Annotated in this window: 13 protein-coding genes; 5 read left to right on the forward strand and 8 right to left on the reverse strand. The window is 72.8% G+C overall.

Features of this window, described 5'->3' with window-relative positions; all coding sequences use genetic code 11:
- Both ACWC5O_RS33510 and ACWC5O_RS33515 read right to left on the reverse strand, forming a co-directional pair.
- The gene (locus ACWC5O_RS33510) at positions 1 to 7,242 is read right to left on the reverse strand and encodes an SDR family oxidoreductase (RefSeq protein ID WP_450583354.1); all 7,242 of its coding nucleotides are present in this window, start codon (positions 7,240 to 7,242) and stop codon (positions 1 to 3) included.
- A 434-nt stretch (positions 7,243 to 7,676) separates the two neighbouring features.
- Entirely contained in the window at positions 7,677 to 9,554 is a 1,878-nt protein-coding gene (locus ACWC5O_RS33515; protein ID WP_450583352.1) for an RICIN domain-containing protein, read from the reverse strand.
- Between the two features lie 393 nt (positions 9,555 to 9,947).
- Here ACWC5O_RS33515 and galU point away from each other — a divergent pair, with 393 nt between their 5' ends.
- Positions 9,948 to 10,901: a UTP--glucose-1-phosphate uridylyltransferase GalU gene (galU, locus tag ACWC5O_RS33520; RefSeq protein WP_450583350.1), complete on the forward strand. Its 954-nt coding sequence runs from the start codon at positions 9,948 to 9,950 to the stop codon at positions 10,899 to 10,901.
- A 59-nt stretch (positions 10,902 to 10,960) separates the two neighbouring features.
- Here galU and ACWC5O_RS33525 read toward each other — a convergent pair whose 3' ends face one another.
- Positions 10,961 to 11,413: a DUF4442 domain-containing protein gene (locus tag ACWC5O_RS33525; protein WP_450583348.1), complete on the reverse strand. Its 453-nt coding sequence runs from the start codon at positions 11,411 to 11,413 to the stop codon at positions 10,961 to 10,963.
- A gap of 115 nt (positions 11,414 to 11,528) precedes the next feature.
- Here ACWC5O_RS33525 and ACWC5O_RS33530 point away from each other — a divergent pair, with 115 nt between their 5' ends.
- Positions 11,529 to 12,536, forward strand: coding sequence for a hypothetical protein (locus ACWC5O_RS33530; protein WP_450583346.1), 1,008 nt, complete (start codon positions 11,529 to 11,531; stop codon positions 12,534 to 12,536).
- Positions 12,537 to 12,590: 54 nt separating this feature from the next.
- Here the strand turns inward: ACWC5O_RS33530 and ACWC5O_RS33535 are convergent, their stop codons facing one another.
- On the reverse strand, positions 12,591 to 12,926 hold the full coding sequence (locus ACWC5O_RS33535; protein WP_393482466.1) for a hypothetical protein: 336 nt from the start codon (positions 12,924 to 12,926) through the stop codon (positions 12,591 to 12,593).
- Between the two features lie 189 nt (positions 12,927 to 13,115).
- Between ACWC5O_RS33535 and ACWC5O_RS33540 the strand changes: the two genes are divergently transcribed.
- Positions 13,116 to 14,408, forward strand: coding sequence for an MFS transporter (locus ACWC5O_RS33540; protein WP_450583344.1), 1,293 nt, complete (start codon positions 13,116 to 13,118; stop codon positions 14,406 to 14,408).
- Here ACWC5O_RS33540 and ACWC5O_RS33545 read toward each other — a convergent pair.
- From ACWC5O_RS33545 to ACWC5O_RS33560, 4 genes are all read right to left on the reverse strand, one after another.
- A complete protein-coding gene (locus ACWC5O_RS33545; RefSeq protein WP_450583342.1) occupies positions 14,370 to 15,215 on the reverse strand; it encodes a spermidine synthase in 846 nt (281 codons plus the stop codon). The genes ACWC5O_RS33540 and ACWC5O_RS33545 overlap by 39 nt on opposite strands.
- 136 nt (positions 15,216 to 15,351) lie before the next feature.
- Positions 15,352 to 16,533, reverse strand: coding sequence for an elongation factor Tu (gene tuf / locus ACWC5O_RS33550; RefSeq protein WP_450583340.1), 1,182 nt, complete (start codon positions 16,531 to 16,533; stop codon positions 15,352 to 15,354).
- A gap of 314 nt (positions 16,534 to 16,847) precedes the next feature.
- A complete protein-coding gene (locus ACWC5O_RS33555) occupies positions 16,848 to 17,570 on the reverse strand; it encodes a DNA alkylation repair protein (RefSeq protein WP_450583338.1) in 723 nt (240 codons plus the stop codon).
- 53 nt (positions 17,571 to 17,623) lie between these two features.
- Positions 17,624 to 18,376 carry a class I SAM-dependent methyltransferase gene (locus ACWC5O_RS33560; protein WP_450583336.1) on the reverse strand — a complete coding sequence of 251 codons (753 nt, stop codon included), beginning with the start codon at positions 18,374 to 18,376 and terminating at the stop codon, positions 17,624 to 17,626.
- Between the two features lie 48 nt (positions 18,377 to 18,424).
- On the opposite strand from ACWC5O_RS33560, the gene ACWC5O_RS33565 reads away from it, so the two are divergent.
- Together ACWC5O_RS33565 and ACWC5O_RS33570 are read left to right on the forward strand one after the other, a co-directional pair.
- On the forward strand, positions 18,425 to 19,333 hold the full coding sequence (locus ACWC5O_RS33565; RefSeq protein WP_450583334.1) for a DUF5937 family protein: 909 nt from the start codon (positions 18,425 to 18,427) through the stop codon (positions 19,331 to 19,333).
- 57 nt (positions 19,334 to 19,390) lie between these two features.
- Entirely contained in the window at positions 19,391 to 19,840 is a 450-nt protein-coding gene (locus ACWC5O_RS33570; protein ID WP_450583332.1) for an NUDIX hydrolase, read from the forward strand.
- Positions 19,841 to 19,849: the final 9 nt, after the last annotated feature.

Consider the following 19,849-nt stretch of genomic DNA (forward strand, 5'->3'; position numbering starts at 1 on the left):
TCACCAGCCCGAGGCGGTGTAGACGACGGCGCGGGCCGGGCGGTCGGCCCAGGCGAGTTCCCGGAGCAGGGCCGCGGTGCCCTCGTCCGGGTCGATCAGCTTCACCCCGCGGCGAGCGTACTCCCGGCCCAGTTCCTCACCGACCATGCCGCTGTGGATCCCGGAGGGCGCCCAGGGGCCCCAGTGGACGGTGAGCGCCCGGTGGCCGGTGCGCTCGGCCCAGTCGGCGCCGAGGCGTTCCAGGGCGTCGTTGGCGGCGGCGTAGTCGGCCTGGCCGCGGTTGCCGAGGACGGCGGCGATGCTGCCGAACAGCACCGTGAATCCCGGTCCGTCGGGCAGGTCTTCGAGGGCGCTGAGCAGGGCGGCGGCTCCGGCCGTCTTCGTGCCGTACACGCGCCGGAAGGAGTCGGGGCTCTTCTCGGCGATCAGCCGGTCCTCGATCACCCCGGCGGCGAAGACGACTCCGTCGAGCCTGCCGTGCTCGGCATGGATCTCCTTGACGGCCTGGAGAGCGGCGTCCCGTTCGCGGAAGTCGACCGAGCGGTAGCGGGCCTCGCTGCCGAGGGCGGCGAGTTCCGCGAGGGTGGCGGTGATCTCCCGCTGGGCGAGAACGAGTTCGGCGGCCCGGTTGACCTCCGCCGGTCCGAGCGAGCCGTTCGCGGCGAGAGCGGCACGCAGGTCGACGGCGGTCCGGGCGGCCGCGATCGCCGGGCTCTCGGGCGCGGTGGGCGCGGGAGTGCGGCCGACCAGTTCGATACGGCAGCGGCTCGCGGCGGCCAGCGCGCCGGCGAACCTCGCCGTGATGCCCCGGGCACCGCCGACCAGCAGCACCACGGAGTCCCGGTCCAGGCCGAGCGCGGCGGCCTCGGCGGCGCCGTCCCCGGCGGGTCCCGCGCCGGTGCTGCCGAGCGGGCCCAGGGGCACGGGCACCAGCTCGAAACCGCGGCGCTGCCCGGTGGCTGTACGCACGACGACGGGGGCCGGCTCCGGCGCGAGCAGCTCGGCGAGCAGGGCGTCGGCGACGGCCGCGGGAGCGGTTTCGGGAACGGTGACGATCCGGGCGAGAGTGTCGGGGTACTCCCGGGCGACGGTACGGAAGAGCCCGTGGAGACCGGCCGACCGGGTCGTCGCCCCCTCGGCGTCGGCGGGCTGCACGGCCAGCAGGCTGCGCGGTGCGCGGGCCAGGGCCGCCTGCAGCACGGGGAAGGCCTCGGGCAGCACCGGAAGCTCGGGACCTGGGAGCGCGCCCAGGTACAGGACGCCGTCGACCCTGCCGTCGGCCTCGCCGAGGAGGTGGGCCTGGTCGACGGTCACCGCGTCGGCGCCGTGTGCCCGGAGCCGTGCCGCGACCTCGGCCGCCGCTCCCCCGCCGTCGCCGAGGAGCACGAACCGGGCGCCAAAGAGGGTGGAGGCGGGGTCGGCCGAGGGGGGTGGGAGGGGCACCGGGCGCAGCTCGCAGCGCTTCGGGGCTTCGCCGAGGGGCCTGTGCCCGTGCACCGGTCCGTTGTCGGCTGCTGCGGTGGGCTCCAGACCGGCCCCGGATACCCCGCCGACCCGCGCCATCAGCCAGGCCGTCACCGACGCCGCCGTACGCGCCTTGGCCAGCTCCTCCAGCTCCGCGTCGTCCGGGATCTCCGCCCCGCCCGCGATCCCCAGCCGTCTGGCGAGTTCGCCCGCTATCTCGGCCCGCTTGATCGAGTCGATGCTCAGATCCGCCTCCAGGTCGAGGTCGGGCTCGATCATGTCGGCGGGGTAGCCGGTGCGCTCGCTGATGATCTCCAGGACAACGCGCTCGACGTCGCGCTCCGGTTCGGGCAACGACGGTTCATCGGCGACGGGTTGGGCTGGTTCCGGGAGAGCGGCCTGCGGTGCCGGTGCGGGGGCGGCGGGTGCCAACGGGGTCGCTCCGGGCGCCGCGCCGAAGTAGGTGAGCAGCACGTCGCGCTGGGCGGCGATCATCTCCCGACTGGTGCGCAGGAATTCGGAGATCAGCGCGTCCTGGCCGGCCGGGGCGCCGTACTGCGGGTTCGTCGTCACAGTCGTCTCCACGACTCGTCGGGCCGGTGCGAGGGCACCGGGGAGGAGTGCTCCGTCGGCGGTGCGGACGAGGTGTCCGTCGACCGTCCAGCCGGGCCGCCGCGGCGTCGGCGTCCGGAGCGCGTCGACGGCGTCACGGCCCCGGAAGAGCCAGGCGGTGCGCACCGGCAGCCCCGCGATGGCCAGTTGGGCGAGGGCGTCGAGCCAGCCGATCAGGCCGCTGTCGGCGCGTGGCTCGCAGGCGACGGTGCGATGCGGACGGTCGCCCAGGATCTGGCCGACGAGCCGGGTGAGGACCGTGCCGGGGCCCGCCTCCACGAAGATCCGCGCTCCCGCCTCGTACATCGCCTCGACCTGGGCGGCGAAGGCGACCGGCGCGCCGATCTGTGCGGCGAGTTCACCGCGTACGGCGTCGGCGTCGTGCGGGTACGGGGCCGCGGTGCGATTGGCCCAGACGGGGAACTCGGGGGCCCGTACGGCCTTGTCCGCGAGGACCTTGGCGAACCGCTCCCCGGCCGCGGCCACCACCGGGCTGTGGAAGGCGCAGGCGACCGGTATGCGGCGCGCCCCGAGGCCCGCCTCACGCAACAGGCGTACGGCGGAATCGACTTCGGCCGTGGGACCCGAGATCACCGACTGTTCGGGCGAGTTGTGATTGGCGACGACGACCGACTCGGGCGCCCCCGCGGCGCGCAGGGCGCGTGCGACGTCCTCGGCACCGGCTCCGACGGCGGCCATCGTGCCGGGTTCGTCGCCCGCGGCCGCCAGGATCGCGCTCGCCCGCTCGGTGCTCAGCTCCAGCAGGGTCTCCGGGTCGAGGGCTCCGGCCGCGCTCAGAGCCACCAGTTCACCGTAGCTGTGTCCGGCCGCGAGGTCCGGGTGGACGCCCGCCGCGGTGAGGAAGGCGTGGGCGGCGAGGCCGGTGATGCCGAGCGCGGGCTGCGCGGCCCGGGTGTCGGTGAGGTCGGCCCTGCGGCGTTCGCGGGCGGCCTCGTCGAAGGCGGCGGGCGGGTACAGGGTGTCGGCGTGGGCGCGGCCGAGGTGCAGGTAGTGGCGCAACTCGGGCAGGGCGACCAGCAGGTCGGCGAGCATGCCGGGCCGCTGGCTGCCCTGGCCGGGGAAGAGGAAGGCGACCTTGGCCTCAGCCGCGCCGGGGCTGCCCGCCGCCGGCTCGTGCTCCCCGGCGAGAATGCGTCTCAACTGCCCGATCAGGTCGTCGACATCGCGGGCCACGACCGCCGCCCGCACCGGCTCGTGGGAGATGTCCGCGCGCCGGGCCGCGGCGAGCGCGAGGTCGCGCAGGCGCCAAGGGCGGCCGTCGGACTCGGCGGCCCGCAGGATCTCCTCGACGTCCCGGTGGGCCGCCGCCGCGTCCTTCCCCCGGAACAGGAACAGCTCGGCGGGCCAGCCGTCCAGGGTCTGCTGCGGCGGTACGGCGCCCTCGTAAGCCCCCACCACCACATGGAAGTTGGTCCCGCCGAAGCCGAACGCGCTGACTCCGGCGAGCCGTTTCGCCGCTGGGGCCGCCCAGGGCTGGGCACGGGTGTGGAAGGCGAAGGGACTCTCCTCCTCCGACCAGGCCGGGTTGGGCCGGTCCAGGTGGAGGGTGGGCGGCTTGACGCCGGTGTGGAGGGCGAGTGTGGTCTTGATCAGGCCGGCGAGTCCGGCGGCGCACTTGGTGTGCCCAATCTGCGACTTGACCGAGCCGAGCGCGCAGGTACCGGCTTCGGCGCCCGCCTCGGCGAACACCTCGCTGAGTACGGTGAGTTCGGTACGGTCCCCGACGACCGTGCCGGTGCCGTGCGCCTCGACCAGGCCGACCTCGGCGGGTGAGACGCCGGCGTTGTGGTAGGCGCGCAGCAGCGCGGCCCGCTGTCCTTCGGGGCGGGGTGCGGTCAGGCCGAGGGAGCGGCCGTCGCTGGCGGAGCCGAGGCCCTTGATCACGCCGTAGACGCGGTCGCCGTCGCGCTCGGCGTCCGCGAGCCGTTTGAGGACCACGCAGGCCACGCCCTCGCCGAGGGCGATGCCGTCGGCGGAGCCGTCGAAGGCGCGGGAGCGGCCGGTCGGCGAGAGGGCGTGCACCGAGGAGAACAGGACGAAGTCGTTGATGCCGTTGTGCAGGTCGGCCCCGCCGCACAGCACGACGTCGCTGCTGCCGGAGACGAGTTCCTTGCAGGCCACGTCGAGCGCGGCGAGGGAGGAGGCACAGGCCGCGTCGACGGTGTAGTTGGCGCCGCCGAGGTCCAGCCGGTTCGCTATGCGGCCGGAGATGACGTTGGCGAGCATGCCCGGGAAGGAGTCCTCGGTCAGCCGGGGCAGCTGCTCCTCCAGGCCGTCTGGGACCTTGCCGTAGTACGACGGGAGGACGGCGCGCAGGGTGGCCGCGTTGGACAGGTCGCTGCCCGCCTCGGCACCGAAGACGACGGAGGTGCGCGAGCGGTCGAACGTCCTCCCCCGGTCGCCGTATCCGGCGTCGTCCAGGGCCCTGCGGGCGGCCTCCAGGGACAGCAGCTGGACCGGCTCGATGCTGCCGAGGGAGGCGGGCGGGATACCGTAGCGCAGCGGGTCGAAGGGGATGCGGGGCAGGAAACCGCCCCACTTGGACGCGGTGCTGCCGGCCTCGTGGTGCACAGCGGGGTCCCACCGGTCGGCCGGGACCTCGGTGACGGCGTCGTGTCCGGCGACCACGTTGGCCCAGAAGGTGGCGAGGTCGGGGGCCTGCGGGAACATGCAGGCCATGCCGACCACGGCGATGTCGAGCGGGGCGGGGGGCGCGGGTTCGAAGGCCCGCGAGCCGGTGGGGCGGGGGGCGCGGGCGGCGAGGAGGTCGGCGGCGCCGTCGGTGACGGCGTGATGCAGCTCCGCGAGGGTGGTGGTGGCCGAGCGCAGGACGGCGACCTCGCCGGCCATGAACATCCCGTCGCTGAGCTGCCGTTCCTCGTCCACACCGGTCAACGCGCCCTGGGCCGACCGCTCGACGCCCTTGCTCGCGATGCGCAGCCGCCCGACGTTGAGCCGCTCCAGCGCCTCCCACACCTCCCGGTCGGGCAGACCGGACGCGCGTAGCCCGGCCTCGCGAGCACGGTAGTCCGTCGTGAAGGGGCTGGGCACACAGCGGGTGGCGTGGCCAGGCGCGGTCTCCAGCAGAGCGGTCGTGGCGGCGGTCAGGACCTGCCGTTGGAAGAGCGGCTGGATCGCGCCGTGCGCCACGGCCTCCTCGGTGAACAGGTAGGCGGTGCCCATGAGGACGCCGACGGCGGCGCCCCGGGCGGTCAGCGGAGCGGCCAGGGCAGCGGTCATCGCGGCGGACCGCTCGTCGTGGATCCCGCCCGCGAAGAACACCTCCAGCTGCCGCGCGGTCCCGGCATCGGCTTCGTCGTCCAGGAAGTCTTCCAGTACGGCGAGTTGGGCCTCCCACAACGGGAAGGAGGCGCGCGGTCCGACGTGCCCGCCGCACTCGGAGCCCTCGAACACGAACCTGCGCGCCCCGGCCCGCAGGAACTGCCGCAGCAGCCCGGGCGAGGGCACGTGCAGGAAGGTGCGGATCCCGGCCCGCTCCAGCGCCTCGGCCTGGGCGGGCCGTCCGCCCGCGATGATCGCGTGCGTGGGGCGCAGTTCCCGGACGGCTTCCAGCTGCGCGTTCCTGATGTCCTCGGGCGCGAAGCCGAGCACGCCCACACCCCAGGACCGCCCGTCGAGCACGGCACGCGCCTCGGTCAGCATCGCCCGGGTCCGCTCACCGTCGGCGAGGGCCAGCGCCAGGAAGGGCAGCGCCCCGTCCGCGGCGACGGCGGCGGCGAAGGCCGCCTGATCACTGACCCGCGTCATGGGTCCCTGCGCGACTGGGAGCCGGGTACCGAGGGCGCGACTCATGGGTGAGCCGGGGCGCAGGGCATGAGCGGGGGCGTGGTCGAACCGCTCGGCCGAGGTGGCGTCGAGCGGCTCGGCCGGGCCACCGCCACCCGCCGCCAACCCACCACCAGGAGGCGCGGCCGACCCACCACCGACCGACTCGGCCGACCCGCGTCCGACCACTGCCGACCCACCACCGAGCGACTCGCTCAGGCCACCGCCAGCCGCTGGCAACCCGCCATCAACCGACTCGGCCAAGCCACTGCCGGCCTCCGACACCCCCCGGCCGACCGACTCCACGGACTCGTCGTCGGAAGACGCCACCGCCCCGGCGCCGGCCGGCTCCTCCAGCCCGCTGCGTACCGGCCTACCCGGTTTGCCGCCGACCGGTTTCCCCGGCTCGACGCCCACTGGTTTTTCCGGCTCGGCGCCCACCGGCCTCCCGGGCTCGGCGCCCACCCGCCTCGGCCCGCCGCCGTCCGCCCCCTCGACCTCCGCCGCACCGACGACCTCCCGTATCGCCGCCCTCACCTCGCGCACGGTCCGCCGCACATCCCCCCACCGCTCAGCGAATCGCGCGGCAAGGAATCCGTCCTGGCCCACCGGCAGGAGTTGGCGGCGCAGGTCCCGCGCACCGAGCAGGGAAGCGACCGCCTCGGCGTCGTCCGGGGGCGGAGGCGGGGCGTCCGGGCCGCGTCGGCGCAGGACCCGGTGCTCGGCGACGACCACGGTCTCGGAACCGTCCAGAGACCGCAGCGCGACCCGCACCGCCTCCGGCAGCCGCGATTCGGCCAGCAGGGCCAGTTGGCTGTCGAGGACGACACCGGCCGCCCCGCCGGCCACCGCGGCGGCCGCCGTACGCGGCCCGATGCCGCCGCAGGCCCAGACCGGAACCCCCAAACCACTATCTCCCAGGAGCAGTTGGAGCAGAACGAACGTACTCAGCTCGCCAACCCGGCCACCGCTCTCGGCGCCTCGCGCGACCAGCCCCTGGGCCCCGGCACGCACCGCTTCGCGCGCCTGCGCCAGATCCGAGACCTCCGCCAACACCCGGTACTGCGCGGCTGCTTCGCCCACGTTCCAGGACGCATCCTGCGCGAGGACCAGGGTGTCGGGGGCACCGCCCAGTTCGCCGGGGTCCAGTGCGCAGCGCCCGGTCACCCGTACGCCGAAGGGCCCCGGCGCCGCTCTGCTCAGCCGGTTCAGCTCCTCGCGGGATCGTCGGTCACCGTCGCCGAGGTCGAGGATGCCGAGCGCGCCGGCGCCGCAGGCGGCCACGGCCGGCCCGGCGTCGGGTTCTCCGAAGGGTGTGAGACAAAGGATCAGGTCTTGGGCGCGCACAGGGGAGGTCATGATGCTCCGAAGAATCGGCAAGACAGCACGGTGGGGGGTGTGCGGCAGGACACTCTGGTGCGAGGCCACCGGAACCTAGCGAGGTGCTTACTGGCGGGTCAATAACGCCGCGTCCTTTTCGCGGGCGGTGGCATCGATTCGGCCAGCTCGCCGAATTCCCCCGCAAGCGCTGGAAATCCGTGCAATCCTCTTCCGCCCCACGACCGCACGTCCGCCCCGGCCCTCTCGGCACACCCCCACAAGCCCGCCAAAGCGCCGGGCATATTCACCGCGGACTCACCGGGGGCAACATGGCAGGACACGGGACCGGTATCTGTAAATTCCGCATGCCTTCGGCCCGGTGGCTCGATCCCTGTACGCACCCGAGCCGGGCGGCGAGTTGGCCGGAGGACGGCGGGCGAGGGCCACCACGTGTCCGGGGTGGCCCTCCGATGTCAGCCGAGCAACGAGCCGACCACCGTCGGCGCGGAGACGAGGGTGCCCGCGATCGGCGGGACGACCTCGCGCACCGGGTCCGCGGGAGGGGCGGATTCCGCCGCGCCGGGACCCTCGTGGGCGCCGGCCTGGGCGATCCGGGTCTCGTACTCCGGCCCTGTCGGCTGGTGCTCCCGCCCCTGCCCCTGCCCCTGCCCCTGCTCGCGCTTCTCATCCGGGGCGTCCTCGTCCGGCCGCCCGGGCGGCTGTTCGACGGTCCCCTTCGAGGGTTCGGTCCGCCCGTGGTCCGGCGGCGCGTCGGGCGAAGCGCCCCGTCGCGATGGCGCACCCGCCCCCACCCCTGCCTCCAGGACCCACCGCTGCCCCTTCGAGCCGTCGCGGGCCGCGACCACCACCCGCGTCGGGGAGTCCCCGGAGTCCGGGGCGAGGGCGAGGCCCTCGGGCCGGCGGAGCAGCAGTTCACCCCGGACCGTGAGGTCGTACGACACCTCTCCGGCGTGCACGACACAGCCGGCCATCACGACGCCCCGCGTCCCCGGATCGGCGGCCAGGCACAGGGTGGGATCGGCGGAGCTGCGCAGCAGTCCGTCGTCCTGGTACGACCACTGCTGCGATCCGGCGGACGAACACTCCGCCAGCACGGCACCCGCCCCCGCCTCGGCATTTCCCCCTCTCGCGGCAAGACAGAGCCCGGAGGCGATGCTGCGCAGCCTGCCGTGGGCGACCTCGACGGGATCGCCGACCGAGGCGGCGGACGGGGAGACCGCGGAGGACCGCTCACTGTCGGCGCCGGGACGGGCGGAACTGCCCACCGGAGCACCCCAGGTGGCCTCGGGCCCCGGGACACCGTTGTCATCGGACCAGCCCTTGGCCACGAGCACCGTGGCCAGCAGCGCGAGCGAGGTGAGCCCGACGCCCACCACCAGGGCCGTACGACGCCTGCCCTCGGGCAGCGTGCGATGTCCGCCCTCGGGCAACGTGCGGTGCCGGCCGCCCGCCGTCGAGTCCACCGCGTGGGGGACCGGCGGCTCCTCCGCCAATGCGCCGCGGCCGGGCCGGGAGTCGAGATAGCGGCGGGCGCCCCAGCCGAGCACGGTCTCGGCGAGCAGGACTTCCAGGCCGCCCTCGAAATGGCTGAGCTGTTCGGCGGCGTGCCGGCAGTGGCGGCAGACCGCCAGATGCGCCTGCACATCCGGGAGCAGGGAGCCTCCGCGCCGAATGGGGACGTCCAGGAGGCGGTTGTAGAAGCGGCATTCCCTGGAGGGTGCGAGTTCCCGGTGGGCGCGTACGCAGCCCGCCCGGAATTGCTCGCGGGCCTGCTCCAGGGCGGTCGCGGCGGTGGCCGTGTCCACCCCCGACAGACCAGCGGGTATGTTTATGGGCTCCGCCTCGACCTCGGCATGCCACAGAAGGCATTGGGAGGCGGCGGGCAGGGCCTGGAATGCGCGTTCGGCGAGTTGTCGCCTCTCGGGCGTGCCGGGCATTGTCGCGCGTAGACCACGGCCGCCGGTGGTTTTGCGCAATTCCGGCATGACCACGCAGGCGCCCTCGTCGGCGGCCCAGGTGCGGACGGTCTCGCGGACGGCAGTCAGCAACTGCGGGCGCAGGGCGCCGCCGACCGCCCCGCTCGTGAGCCGGCCGAGTACCTGCTGATAGGCGGCGGTGGCCACCAGTTGTGCCGTGGGCCCGGCGGCGGCCAGGCAGACGATCGCGTAGTCGCGGGTGGCCCGCCAGTGCCGGGCCAGCAGCAGGGCGACGGCGTGATGACGGCCGGCACCGGGGCCGGCCAGCTGGGCGACGAGATCGCGGTCGGACTCCCCCGGCAGCGAACCGGGGCGGGGCGGGAACGGCGGGCGTGGGGGGTAGGGGGACTGCACGGAACACCATTTCCTTTCCAGCCGCAGGGCGGCATCCGAAATGGCGCCCCGTCGGAAAGCAGTGCCTGATTGGTGCATACCTAAGGGGCCTGGCCTTGCCGTTCGGTTGCGACCTTTGCCCCTCTCGCAGGAGGGTTCACCTTCGCACACGCGCCTCGCAGGAAACAAGAAGTTCGAATGACTCGGTTTCAAAGTCAGGGAAATACACAACAGTTACCGATGGTATCCGCACTTCCCCGGGAGGGGCGGTTGCATGACGGTCAACTTGTGTGCGCGGAAAGCCGGATGACACACGGAATCTCCAACTTCCCGCCCGCCGTGTCGGCGGACACCCACAGCCGGTTCCCACGTTCCTCTCGGCGCGCTCTCATCCGCGTGCCCCAGCATGGCCGCATGATCGCCCCCCACTCCACAGCGACCCCCGCCCCTCCCCGCCCGGTGCGCAAGGCGGTCGTCCCGGCCGCCGGGCTCGGCACCCGGTTCCTGCCCGCGACCAAGGCGACGCCGAAGGAGATGCTCCCCGTCGTCGACAAGCCGGCCATCCAGTACGTCGTCGAGGAGGCCGCGGCGGCCGGCCTCAACGACATCCTGATGGTCACCGGCCGGCACAAGCGCGCCATCGAGGACCACTTCGACAGCGCCTTCGAGCTGGAGCAGGCCCTCGCGGCCAAGGGCGACACCGTGCGCCTGGACGCCGTACGCGATCCCGCGCGGCTGGCCGACATCCACCACATCCGTCAGGGCGACCCGCTCGGCCTCGGCCACGCCGTGCTGTGCGCCCGCCACCACGTCGGGAACCAGCCCTTCGCCGTCCTGCTCGGCGACGACCTGATCGACCCGCGCGAAACCCTGCTCAGCCGCATGCTGGACGTCCGCGACCGGTACGCGGGCACCGTGGTGGCACTGATGAAGGTCGACCCGGCGCAGATCCACCTCTACGGCTGCGCGGCGGTGGAACCCACCGGCGAGGAGGGTGTCGTACGCGTCACCGGCCTCATCGAGAAGCCGTCACCCGAGAAGGCGCCGAGCCGCTATGCGGTCATCGGCCGCTATGTCCTCGACCCCGCCGTCTTCGACGCCCTGGAATGCACTCCGCCGGGCCGCGGCGGCGAGATCCAGCTGACGGACGCCCTCCAGGACCTGGCCGCGGGCGGCACGGTGCACGGGGTCGTCTTCGACGGCCTGCGCTACGACACCGGCGACAAGGCGGACTATCTGCGCACGGTGGTCCGCCTGGCCTGCGCCCGCCCGGACCTGGGCCCCGAATTCAGGGGCTGGCTCAGGGAGTTCGTGGCGGGACTGGAGGACGACGAGACGGGCGGCCGGGAGCGGCGCCGGGCGGCCTGAAACGGCATGGAGGAAGGCAGGGACCCGGTCGGACCCCTGCCTCAACTCCTACCTCAGCCTCAGTTGTTGGGACGCAGCGTCCACACGACCTGCATCTCGCCCGTGACGGCTCCGTCCGCGCGCCGGATCTCGATCGTCACGGGGAACTCCGGGCGCTGCCCCGCGTCCAGTTCGGCCACGACCTCGGCGGCCGGGCGGCCCAGCTTCGCGGTCGCGGTGACGGCGCCCATCGCCAGCTTCTTGTAGGCGATCTCGGCCTTCACGGCGAGCGGCACGGCGCGCGAGAGCTGGTCCCCGAACGCGGCCAGCACGATGGCACCGCTGGCCGACTCCCCGAGCGTGAACATCGCGCCGGCGTGCGGCCCGCCCACGTGATTGTGGTAGTCACCCTGGTCCGGCAGGGACACCACGGCCTGCTCCGGAGAGGTCTCCAGGAACTCCAGGTTCAGGGTCCGGGCCATCGGCACGGTGGCGGCGAGCATGTCGCCGATCGACATCTGGTCTGCGCTCATGCCGCCATGTTACTCACGAGTAGCAGCCGCTGGCCAGAGAGGATTCCGCTTCGCTACAGCCCTGGCGAGGGGTAGTGACCGAATCGTGTCCCTGGCGCCGCTAGGGTGGGCCCCCATGTGGCCAGGACAGCAGCAGCCGCCCGGGGGCGAGCAGAACCCGCAGAACAACCCGTATCAGCAGCCGGGTTACCAGCAACCGAATCCGTACCAGCAGCCCGACTACCAACAGCCCAGCCCCTATGCACAGCAGCCGCAGTGGGGGGCTCCGGCACCCGCTGGTGTCCCGCAGCCCTCACCGGGCGGCGGTGGCGGTGTTGGCGGCGGGAACCGGACGAAGGTCGTCGCGATCGTGGCGGCCGCGGCCGTGGTGGTGACCGCCGGCGTGACCGCGTTCCTGGTCCTGGGCGACAAGGACAAGAAGGACGTGGCCGACAAGCCGAGCAGCCCGGCCACGTCGTCGCCCTCCGGGTCGAGCGCGTCCCCGTCGACGGACGACGACCCGCGCGGCAACGAGACCGAGAAGCCGACGATCGCCGGCTGGAAGGTCGTGGTGAACCCCAAGTGGGGTGTCGCCTTCGACGTGCCGTCGGACTGGGAGGTCCAGGCCACCGGTCTCGCGGTCGGCTTCGACTTCCCGAAGTCCGAGAAGGACAAGGGCATCACCATGTCGGGCCTCGCCGAGTACCAGTCCAAGTGGTGCACGTCCGACGACGACAAGGACGGCCGCACCGAGGACACCCCGCTGGCGGTCGTGGGCTCCAAGGGCGCCAGCGGTGCGAAGAACGCGGACGAGATCGCGATCAACACACCGCCCTGGTGGGTCTACGGCGGCTACACGATGCCGGACAAGAAGAGCATCTCGTGGGACAAGAAGCCCACCCCCTTCACGTCCGCTTCGGGTGTGAAGGGCAGCTACGCGTGGGCCCAGTCGACTCACACGCCCCGCAAGGGCAAGTGCGTGACCGACGGCAAGGCGCTCACGTTCGGCTTCAAGAACGCCGCCGACGACTATGTGTCGTTCAACTTCTACGGGGCCACGGGTACGAAGGGCGAGATCCCCAAGGCGACCGTCCTGAAGATCCTCAGCACGATCCGGCTGCACGGAACCCCGACGTCCGACTGAGCCCGCACGGTGTTCCGGCCACCGCGGCGCGGCGGGCCGGAACACCGTGGAGCCTCAGCCCTCGCCCAGGTAGCCGCGGTAGATCCAGTGGCCGTACAGCGTCGGCGTGCCGTCGTCGGAGACCTGGCAGTCCTTGATGCACTCCCAGGTGCTGCTGTTGGTGCACTCGTAGTGGGATATCACGTGGTGGCCCTTGGCCGCGTGGCCGATCACCTTGCCACGGCCGCTCGGCGTCTTGTGGATGGCGGCCTCGTCCTTGGTCACGACGTAGCGGTGGGCGGCTGGCCGACAGCTGATCGTCGAGGCCGAGGCGGGCGCCGCGACAACGGCGGGCACGGCGGCACCGATGAGCGCAGCCGTGGCGATCAGGGCTGCAGCATGCTTGCGCATGAAGGTCCTTTCTTCTCTTTCGAAGCAATTAGGCCATCGCCATGACAAATAGTCATGGACATGACTTGATCATCTTAAAAAGCTCCTCCGCCAGAGTCAAAGACGCGCCATGCACGGCGAGTTGGCCGGATCGCCGACGCCGCCGGAAACCGGTTTGAAACCGCGAGTCACGCGAGCGATAGTCACCCGGTGAAGCCAGTCGTCCCCCGCCACCCGCCCAGACCCGCCTGGGCGGGCCGCAACTACTCGTTGCTGACCGCCGCGGCGGTCGTGACCGGCCTCGGCGCCAACGGCTCGCTCATCGCCGCCGCGTTCGCCGTGCTGGACTCGGGCGGCGACGGCGGCGACGTGGGACTGGTGGCCGCCTCCCGCACCCTGCCGCTGGTGGTGTTCCTCCTCATCGGCGGCGCGGTCGCGGACCGGCTGCCCCGGCACCGGGTGATGGTCGCCGCGAACGCCCTCAACTTCCTCTCCCAAGGGGCCTTCGCGCTGCTCGTGCTGACCGGCGAGCCCCGGCTGTGGCAGATGATGCTGCTCACCGCGCTCGGCGGTACCGGGCAGGCGTTCTTCGGCCCGGCGGCCGAGGGCATGCTGATGTCCTCCGTGAAGGGTGAGCAGGCGGGCCGGGCGTTCGCCCTCTTCCGCATGGCCACCCAGGGAGCGGCCCTCGGCGGCGCCGCGCTCGGCGGCGCGCTGGTCGCGGCGGTCGGCCCCGGCTGGGTCCTCGCGTTCGACGCGGCGGCCTTCGCCGTCGCCGGAGCCCTGCGCTCCTTCCTCGACGTCAGCCACATCCCGCCGCGCGCGCCCGGAGAGGGCATGCTGGCCGATCTCCGGGAGGGCTGGCAGGAGTTCACCAGCCGCCCCTGGCTGTGGGGCATCGTCGTCCAGTTCTCGATCGCCAACGCGGTGGTCGGCGCGGCCGACGCGGTGTACGGCCCGCTCGTCGCCCGCGACAGCCTGGGCGGGGCGGGCCCCTGGGGCCTGGCGCTGGGCGCGTTCGGCGCGGGCACGGTGGCCGGCGCCCTGCTGATGACCCGCTGGAGACCCCGCCGCCTGCTCCTCGCCGGCACCCTGTGCGTCTTCCCACTGGCCCTCCCCTCGGCCGCCCTCGCCGTGCCGGTGCCGGTGGGCGTCCTCTACGTGGTCATGTTCGTCGCGGGTACGACGGTGGAGGTGTTCGGCGTCTCCTGGATGACCGCGCTGCACCAGGAGATCCCCGAGGACAAGCTCTCCCGGGTCTCGGCCTACGACTGGTTCGGCTCGGTCTCGCTCATCCCCCTCGCCACGGCCCTGGCCGGTCCCACCGAGTCCGCCGTCGGCCGCACGGCCGCCCTGTGGGGCTGCGCGGGCCTGGTCGTCCTGGTCACCGCCCTGGTCCTGCTGGTCCGGGACGTCCGCACACTGACCCGCGGCACGGAACGGCCGACAACCGCTTCGCTCCCCTCAGCCGATACCGAAAGCCCCGTCGGGGGGCTCGGGTGAGGGTACGGCGTCGCTGTCGCCGACCGGCTGCGCGCCACCGATCAAGTCCCGCAGCGCCGGACCGTGTTCGACACGGGCCGGGAAGACGTCGGCGGCGGTGAGACGGGCCACGGCAGCCGTGTCGACGGGCCGGTGCGAGGCGACGAGAACCGCGTTGCCGAACCGCCGGCCGCGCAGCACGCCCGGCTCGGCGATCAGCGCCAGCTCCTCGAACACGGCCGCGAAATTGGCCAGTTGGGAACGGAGGAACCCGAACGGCGCCGCGTCGGCGAGGTTGGCCAGATAGACCCCGTCGGGCCGCAGCACGCGCTCGGCCTCGCGGGCGTAGGCGAGCGAGGTGAGGTGTGCCGGGACTCGTGAGCCGCCGAACACGTCGGCGATCAGCACGTCGGCCGAGTTGTCCGGGGCGGCCTCGACCCAGGCCCGGGCGTCGGCGCTGTGCAGCGCGACACCCGAGCCCTCCGGAAGCGGCAGATGCTCGACGACCAGTTCCAGCAGCCCCCGGTCGGCCTCGACCACGTCCTGCCGGGAGCCGGGCCGGGTGGCGGCGAGGTACCGGGGAAGCGTGAGCGCTCCCCCGCCCAGGTGCACCACGTCCAGCGCGAGCCCCTCCTCGGCCACGGTGTCCAGCACGTACCCGAGCCGCCGCGCGTACTCGAACTCCAGATACGTCGGCTCGTCCAGATCGACGTACGACTGCGGCGCCCCGTCGACGGTGAGCAGCCAGGCCCGCTCCCGATCGACATCGGGCATCAGCTTGGCGGTGCCGTGATCGACGGCCCGGGTCACAGGTATGGCTTCACTCACGAAACCATTGTCTCCGGCCCTGGAGAGCACCGGGCGCGCGGACCCACCCAGGGACGTGCGGCTGCATCGATATGCGGCTCCGCCGCGTGGGCGCGACCAGCCACAACGGCCCCGCAGTCCCCCAGCACCTCAGCCCCTACGGACCCACGGAGATGACCGTCCCGGCCCCGACGGTCCTGCCACCCTCCCGGATGGCGAACCCGAGCCCAGGCTCGACCGGCACCTCCCGCCCCAGCTCAACAGTCATCTCAACCGTCTCCCCGGGCCGCGCGACCGCCACCTCCCCCAGGTCGACGTCCCCCACGACATCCGCCGTACGGATGTAGAACTGCGGCCGATACCCCGTGGACACCGGCGTCGTACGACCGCCCTCACGCCCGGACAACACGTAGACCCGCGCGGTGAAGCGCCGGCTCGGCGCCACACTCCCCGGCGCAGCCACCACGTGCCCCCGCCGCACGGCGTCCCGCGGCACACCGCGCAACAGCACGGCCACGTTGTCCCCGGCCTGCGCCTCCTCCATCGGCTTGCCGAAGGTCTCCAGCCCGGTGACGACGCTCTCCACGCCGGCGCCGAGCACCGAGACCCGGTCCCCCAGGCGGAGCCTCCCCCGCTCCACGGCGCCCGTGACGACCGTGCCCCGCCCGGTGATGGTGAGCACGTTCTCCACCGGCAGCAGGAACGGCGCGTCCAGATACCGCTCGGGCGTCGGCACATAGGTGTCGACCGCGTCGAGCAGCGCCTCGATCGACGCCGTCCAGCGCGGGTCGCCCTCCAGCGCCTTCAGCCCGGAGACCCGTACGACGGGCACGGCGTCCCCCGGGTAACCCTGCGCGGTGAGCAGGTCGCGGACCTCCAGCTCGACCAGGTCGGTCAGCTCCTCGTCGCCCGCGTCGGCCTTGTTGAGGGCGACGACGATGTGGTCGACGCCCACCTGCCGGGCGAGCAGCACGTGCTCCGCGGTCTGCGGCATGATCCCGTCGAGCGCGGAGACGACGAGGATCGCCCCGTCGAGCTGTGCGGCGCCGGTGACCATGTTCTTGACGTAGTCGGCGTGGCCCGGCATGTCGACATGGGCGTAGTGCCGGGTGTCGGTCTCGTACTCGACGTGCGCGATGTTGATGGTGATGCCGCGGGCGGCCTCCTCCGGGGCCCGGTCGATGCGGTCGAACGAAACGTATTGGGTGGTGCTGCCGGTGCCGCGCTCGGCCAGGACCTTGGTGATGGCGGCGGTCAGGGTGGTCTTGCCGTGGTCGACGTGGCCCATCGTGCCGATGTTCAGGTGCGGCTTGGTGCGCACGTATGCCGTTTTGGACATGGCTGTACCTCGAAGCCTCTCAGGCGTGCGGAAGAGCGGGGACCCCGAGGAGTGGCCGACCCTCCCCCTGCGGGGTCCGCCGGACAATCCGGAGAGGGTCAGCTTCGGGCGCCGTCGACAGCGGCCACGAGGATCGGGACGGCAGCCTTCGGCGCATCCGCGACGGCGGATGCTGCGAGGAGGAAGGCGTACCGGAACATGTCGACGATCATCGCCGACGGTTTGTCCGGCGTCGAATGGTTTTTCGCGGTAAGCGAGTTGTGGCACCGGGCCGAGGACCGGCTGAGGGCCGGCCGAGGGCCGGGCGAGGACCCTCAGGAGCCGATGTTCTTCAGGGCCTCGCGCACGGTCAGCGGCGCGAAGCGGCTCCGCTCGTGCGCCAGGAAACCGCGTACGGCCTCGGGATCGGTCTTGGCGTACTCGCGCAGGCACCAGCCGATGGCCTTGCGGACGAAGAAGTCGGGGTGGCCGGACTGGAGCAGGCAGTAGGCGAACAGCCGGTCGGTGTCGGTGCGTTCCTTGTAGCGGAGCTGATGCAGCAGGGCCGTACGCGCCACCCAGAGGTTGTCGTCGGTGATCCAGGCGTCCATGTCGGCCGTGAGCCCGGGGTCGGCCGCGACCAGGGCGCCGACGACGTGCGCGGCGAGCAGGTCGACGGTGTCCCACCAGGAGGCGGTGGTGATGAGGTGCCGGGCGACGGGCAGGAACGCGGAGGAACAGCGGGCCGCGTGGCGGCGCAGGTAGTCCACGGCGAAGTAGTGGTACTCGCGCTCGGGCAGCAGCCAGCAGCGCAGGGCGATCGCGGTGCAGTCGGCCTCGTCCGGCCGGGGTCTGCCGGCCAGGACGGAGCGGGACAGGGCGCGCCGGTCCGGGGTCGGGATCCCGAGGAAGGGCGCCACGTCCTTCATGTACGCCCGCATCGGCGCGGCCCTGCCCGGATCGGCCGCGGCGGTGTACGTGGCGGTCAGCCGCTCCAGCACGGCGTCGGCGAGGGCGCTGGGCGGCACGTCCGGCGGGGCCGCGCCTGTGACGGTCATGGGACGAACGATACGGCGATCACACGGTCAGAGGCCGTTCTGCTGCGCGACGATCAGGCGGTAGCCGTAGTCCATGGACTCCCGGCCGAGCAGGTCCGCGTGGCGGCGCTGCCAGGCTCCCGTGGCCAGGTCCTCTCGCAGTCGCGCGCGATCGCCGGCTCGACCACGGACGGGGGAAGTTGGGCGAACGTGGAACTCGCCTGCCGGATGAGCGGGTCGAGGTAGAACTCCGGGCGCCGCCAGTACGCGATCTGGAAGCCGTCGGTGAAGTCGTGCGGGACGGCGAAGGGAAGGACGGTGTGCGCACCGAGAGCTTCCACCACATCGGACAGGGGCGTGAAGCGAGCATGCTCGAGCTGCCGGATCTCGGGGAGGTACTCCTCGATCAGCCACAGTTCGGGCAGATGCTGCGGGTCCCAGGTGAAGACGACCTGCCGACGGGAGACGCGCCGCAGTTCACGAAGACCGCGGTGCGGGTCCGGCCAGTGATGCACCGTCATCACCGCCATCGCGGCGTCGAACGCGCCGTCCTCGAAGGGGAGTTCCTCCGCGCCGGCCAGAACCTTCCGGTGGCCGGGGTGCTGGTCGAGCATGACCTGTGAGGGGTCCACCGCGGTGACGTCCGCGTCCGCCGGCTCGTAGGAACCGGAGCCCGCCCCGACGTTGACGACCGTGCGCGCCCCGGCCAGGGCGTCCTGGATCAGCGCGGCCAGGCGCGGATCGGGGCGCCGGACCTGCCGGTAACCGATGCCGATGCGGTCGTACGTCGCCGACGCCGGGCTCGCCCCGGCAGCAGAAGCAGTCATGGCCGCATCCCACCAGGAGACCTGGACGATCTCGCCGCGGTCCGGTTCGTGTGTTCCCCTCTGCAGGAGACGGTCCAGAGCCTGCGGGCCTGGCGCAGCCCCGTCCGCTACGCCGTGCACCAGCCGCTGCTGCGTCGGTCCGCCCCGCTGCTACGGCACCTCGACTGGCCCCTGCTGCAGGCACTGGTCGGCCCGAGCCGGCTGATCCCCGACTTCCTGACCCCTCATCCGCCGATGCCCGGCACCGACATCGACGACGAGTTCGCCGCCCTGCGCTCGACACCGGCCGAGCGCGTGACGCGCGAAGTGCTCCAGGCCGCCGACGGCCGTCCACTGCACCCGCTGCTCCAAGAGGCCGTCACAGACCCCCTCGCCCTGCTGAAGCGAACAGCCGACGCCCTCCAGACCTACTGGCTCCTGGTGATCGCACCGCACTGGCCGCGCATGCACGCCGTACTGCGCGCCGACGTCCTGCACCGGGCACGCCGCCTCGCCGAGGGTGGAGCGGCCGAGCTGTTCGCGGACATCGACCCGGGCCTGAGCCGGCAGTCCGGTACCGGCGCGCTGGGCCTCGACGCCTTCCCCGCCGAGCACCGCGACCTCGCCGCCGACGGACGCGGCGTGACGTTCACGCCCTCCCTGTTCTGCGACCACGCGGTCACCGTCGTGGACCTCGAACTGCCGCCCCGGATCTGGTATCCGGCCCGGGGCCCCGCCACGGTCTGGCACACCGGCGCACCGGCTACGCCGACAGCTCTGGCCGACCTGCTCGGCCGCACCCGCGCCCGCATCCTCGCGCTCCTCGCGGAACCCGCGAGCACGACCGGACTGGCCCACCGGCTGGGTGTCAGCCGCGGCACGGTGAACCAGCACCTCGGCGTCCTGCCACCGCGCCGGACTGGTCACCCGCGCCCGGCACGGCCACCACGTCCTGTACCTGCGCAGCCCCTTGGGTGATCAGCTGTCGACGTAAGGACCTCGATCAACACTGGGTCGCATGGCTAGATTGAGCCGGTGGAGACAGCACACCGGCCCGCAGCGCGGGTCATCTGCCTGGACGCCGCCCACCGCGTACTCCTGCTGCGCTGGCGCGACCCGTTCGACGGAACATGGCTGTGGGAACCGCCTGGTGGCGGCATAGAGCCCGGTGAGACACCACTGGAGGCGGCACGGCGCGAACTGGCCGAGGAGACCGGCCTGGACCCGGCCGCGGTCACCGACCGGTCCGTATCCGTCGAACGAGACGTGCGGTGGAACGGCAAGCGCTACACCGGCTCGGAGCAGTTCTTCCTGGCCCGTTTCGCCGAGGAACAACCGCCGCTGGTACGGACCGGCCTCCTCCCAGACGAACAGATCAACCTCGACACCCACGCCTGGATCCCCTGGCCGGATCTGACCTCGCTCCCGGACCGCCTCGAGCCACCCCAGCTGCCGACCGTACTCGCGGCTCTGGTCTCTCGCTGAACAGCGGCC

It is taken from the genome of Streptomyces sp. NPDC001450 (assembly GCF_053597295.1).

What these genes read in the sequence shown, in the direction of transcription:
- ACWC5O_RS33510 (WP_450583354.1), bottom strand. Translation starts at nt 7,242, where the DNA reads ATGACCTCCCCTGTGCGCGCCCAAGACCTGATCCTTTGTCTCACACCC.
- galU (WP_450583350.1), top strand. Translation starts at nt 9,948, where the DNA reads ATGATCGCCCCCCACTCCACAGCGACCCCCGCCCCTCCCCGCCCGGTG.
- ACWC5O_RS33525 (WP_450583348.1), bottom strand. Translation starts at nt 11,413, where the DNA reads ATGAGCGCAGACCAGATGTCGATCGGCGACATGCTCGCCGCCACCGTG.
- ACWC5O_RS33530 (WP_450583346.1), top strand. Translation starts at nt 11,529, where the DNA reads ATGTGGCCAGGACAGCAGCAGCCGCCCGGGGGCGAGCAGAACCCGCAG.
- ACWC5O_RS33535 (WP_393482466.1), bottom strand. Translation starts at nt 12,926, where the DNA reads ATGCGCAAGCATGCTGCAGCCCTGATCGCCACGGCTGCGCTCATCGGT.
- tuf (WP_450583340.1), bottom strand. Translation starts at nt 16,533, where the DNA reads ATGTCCAAAACGGCATACGTGCGCACCAAGCCGCACCTGAACATCGGC.
- ACWC5O_RS33555 (WP_450583338.1), bottom strand. Translation starts at nt 17,570, where the DNA reads ATGACCGTCACAGGCGCGGCCCCGCCGGACGTGCCGCCCAGCGCCCTC.
- ACWC5O_RS33560 (WP_450583336.1), bottom strand. Translation starts at nt 18,376, where the DNA reads ATGACTGCTTCTGCTGCCGGGGCGAGCCCGGCGTCGGCGACGTACGAC.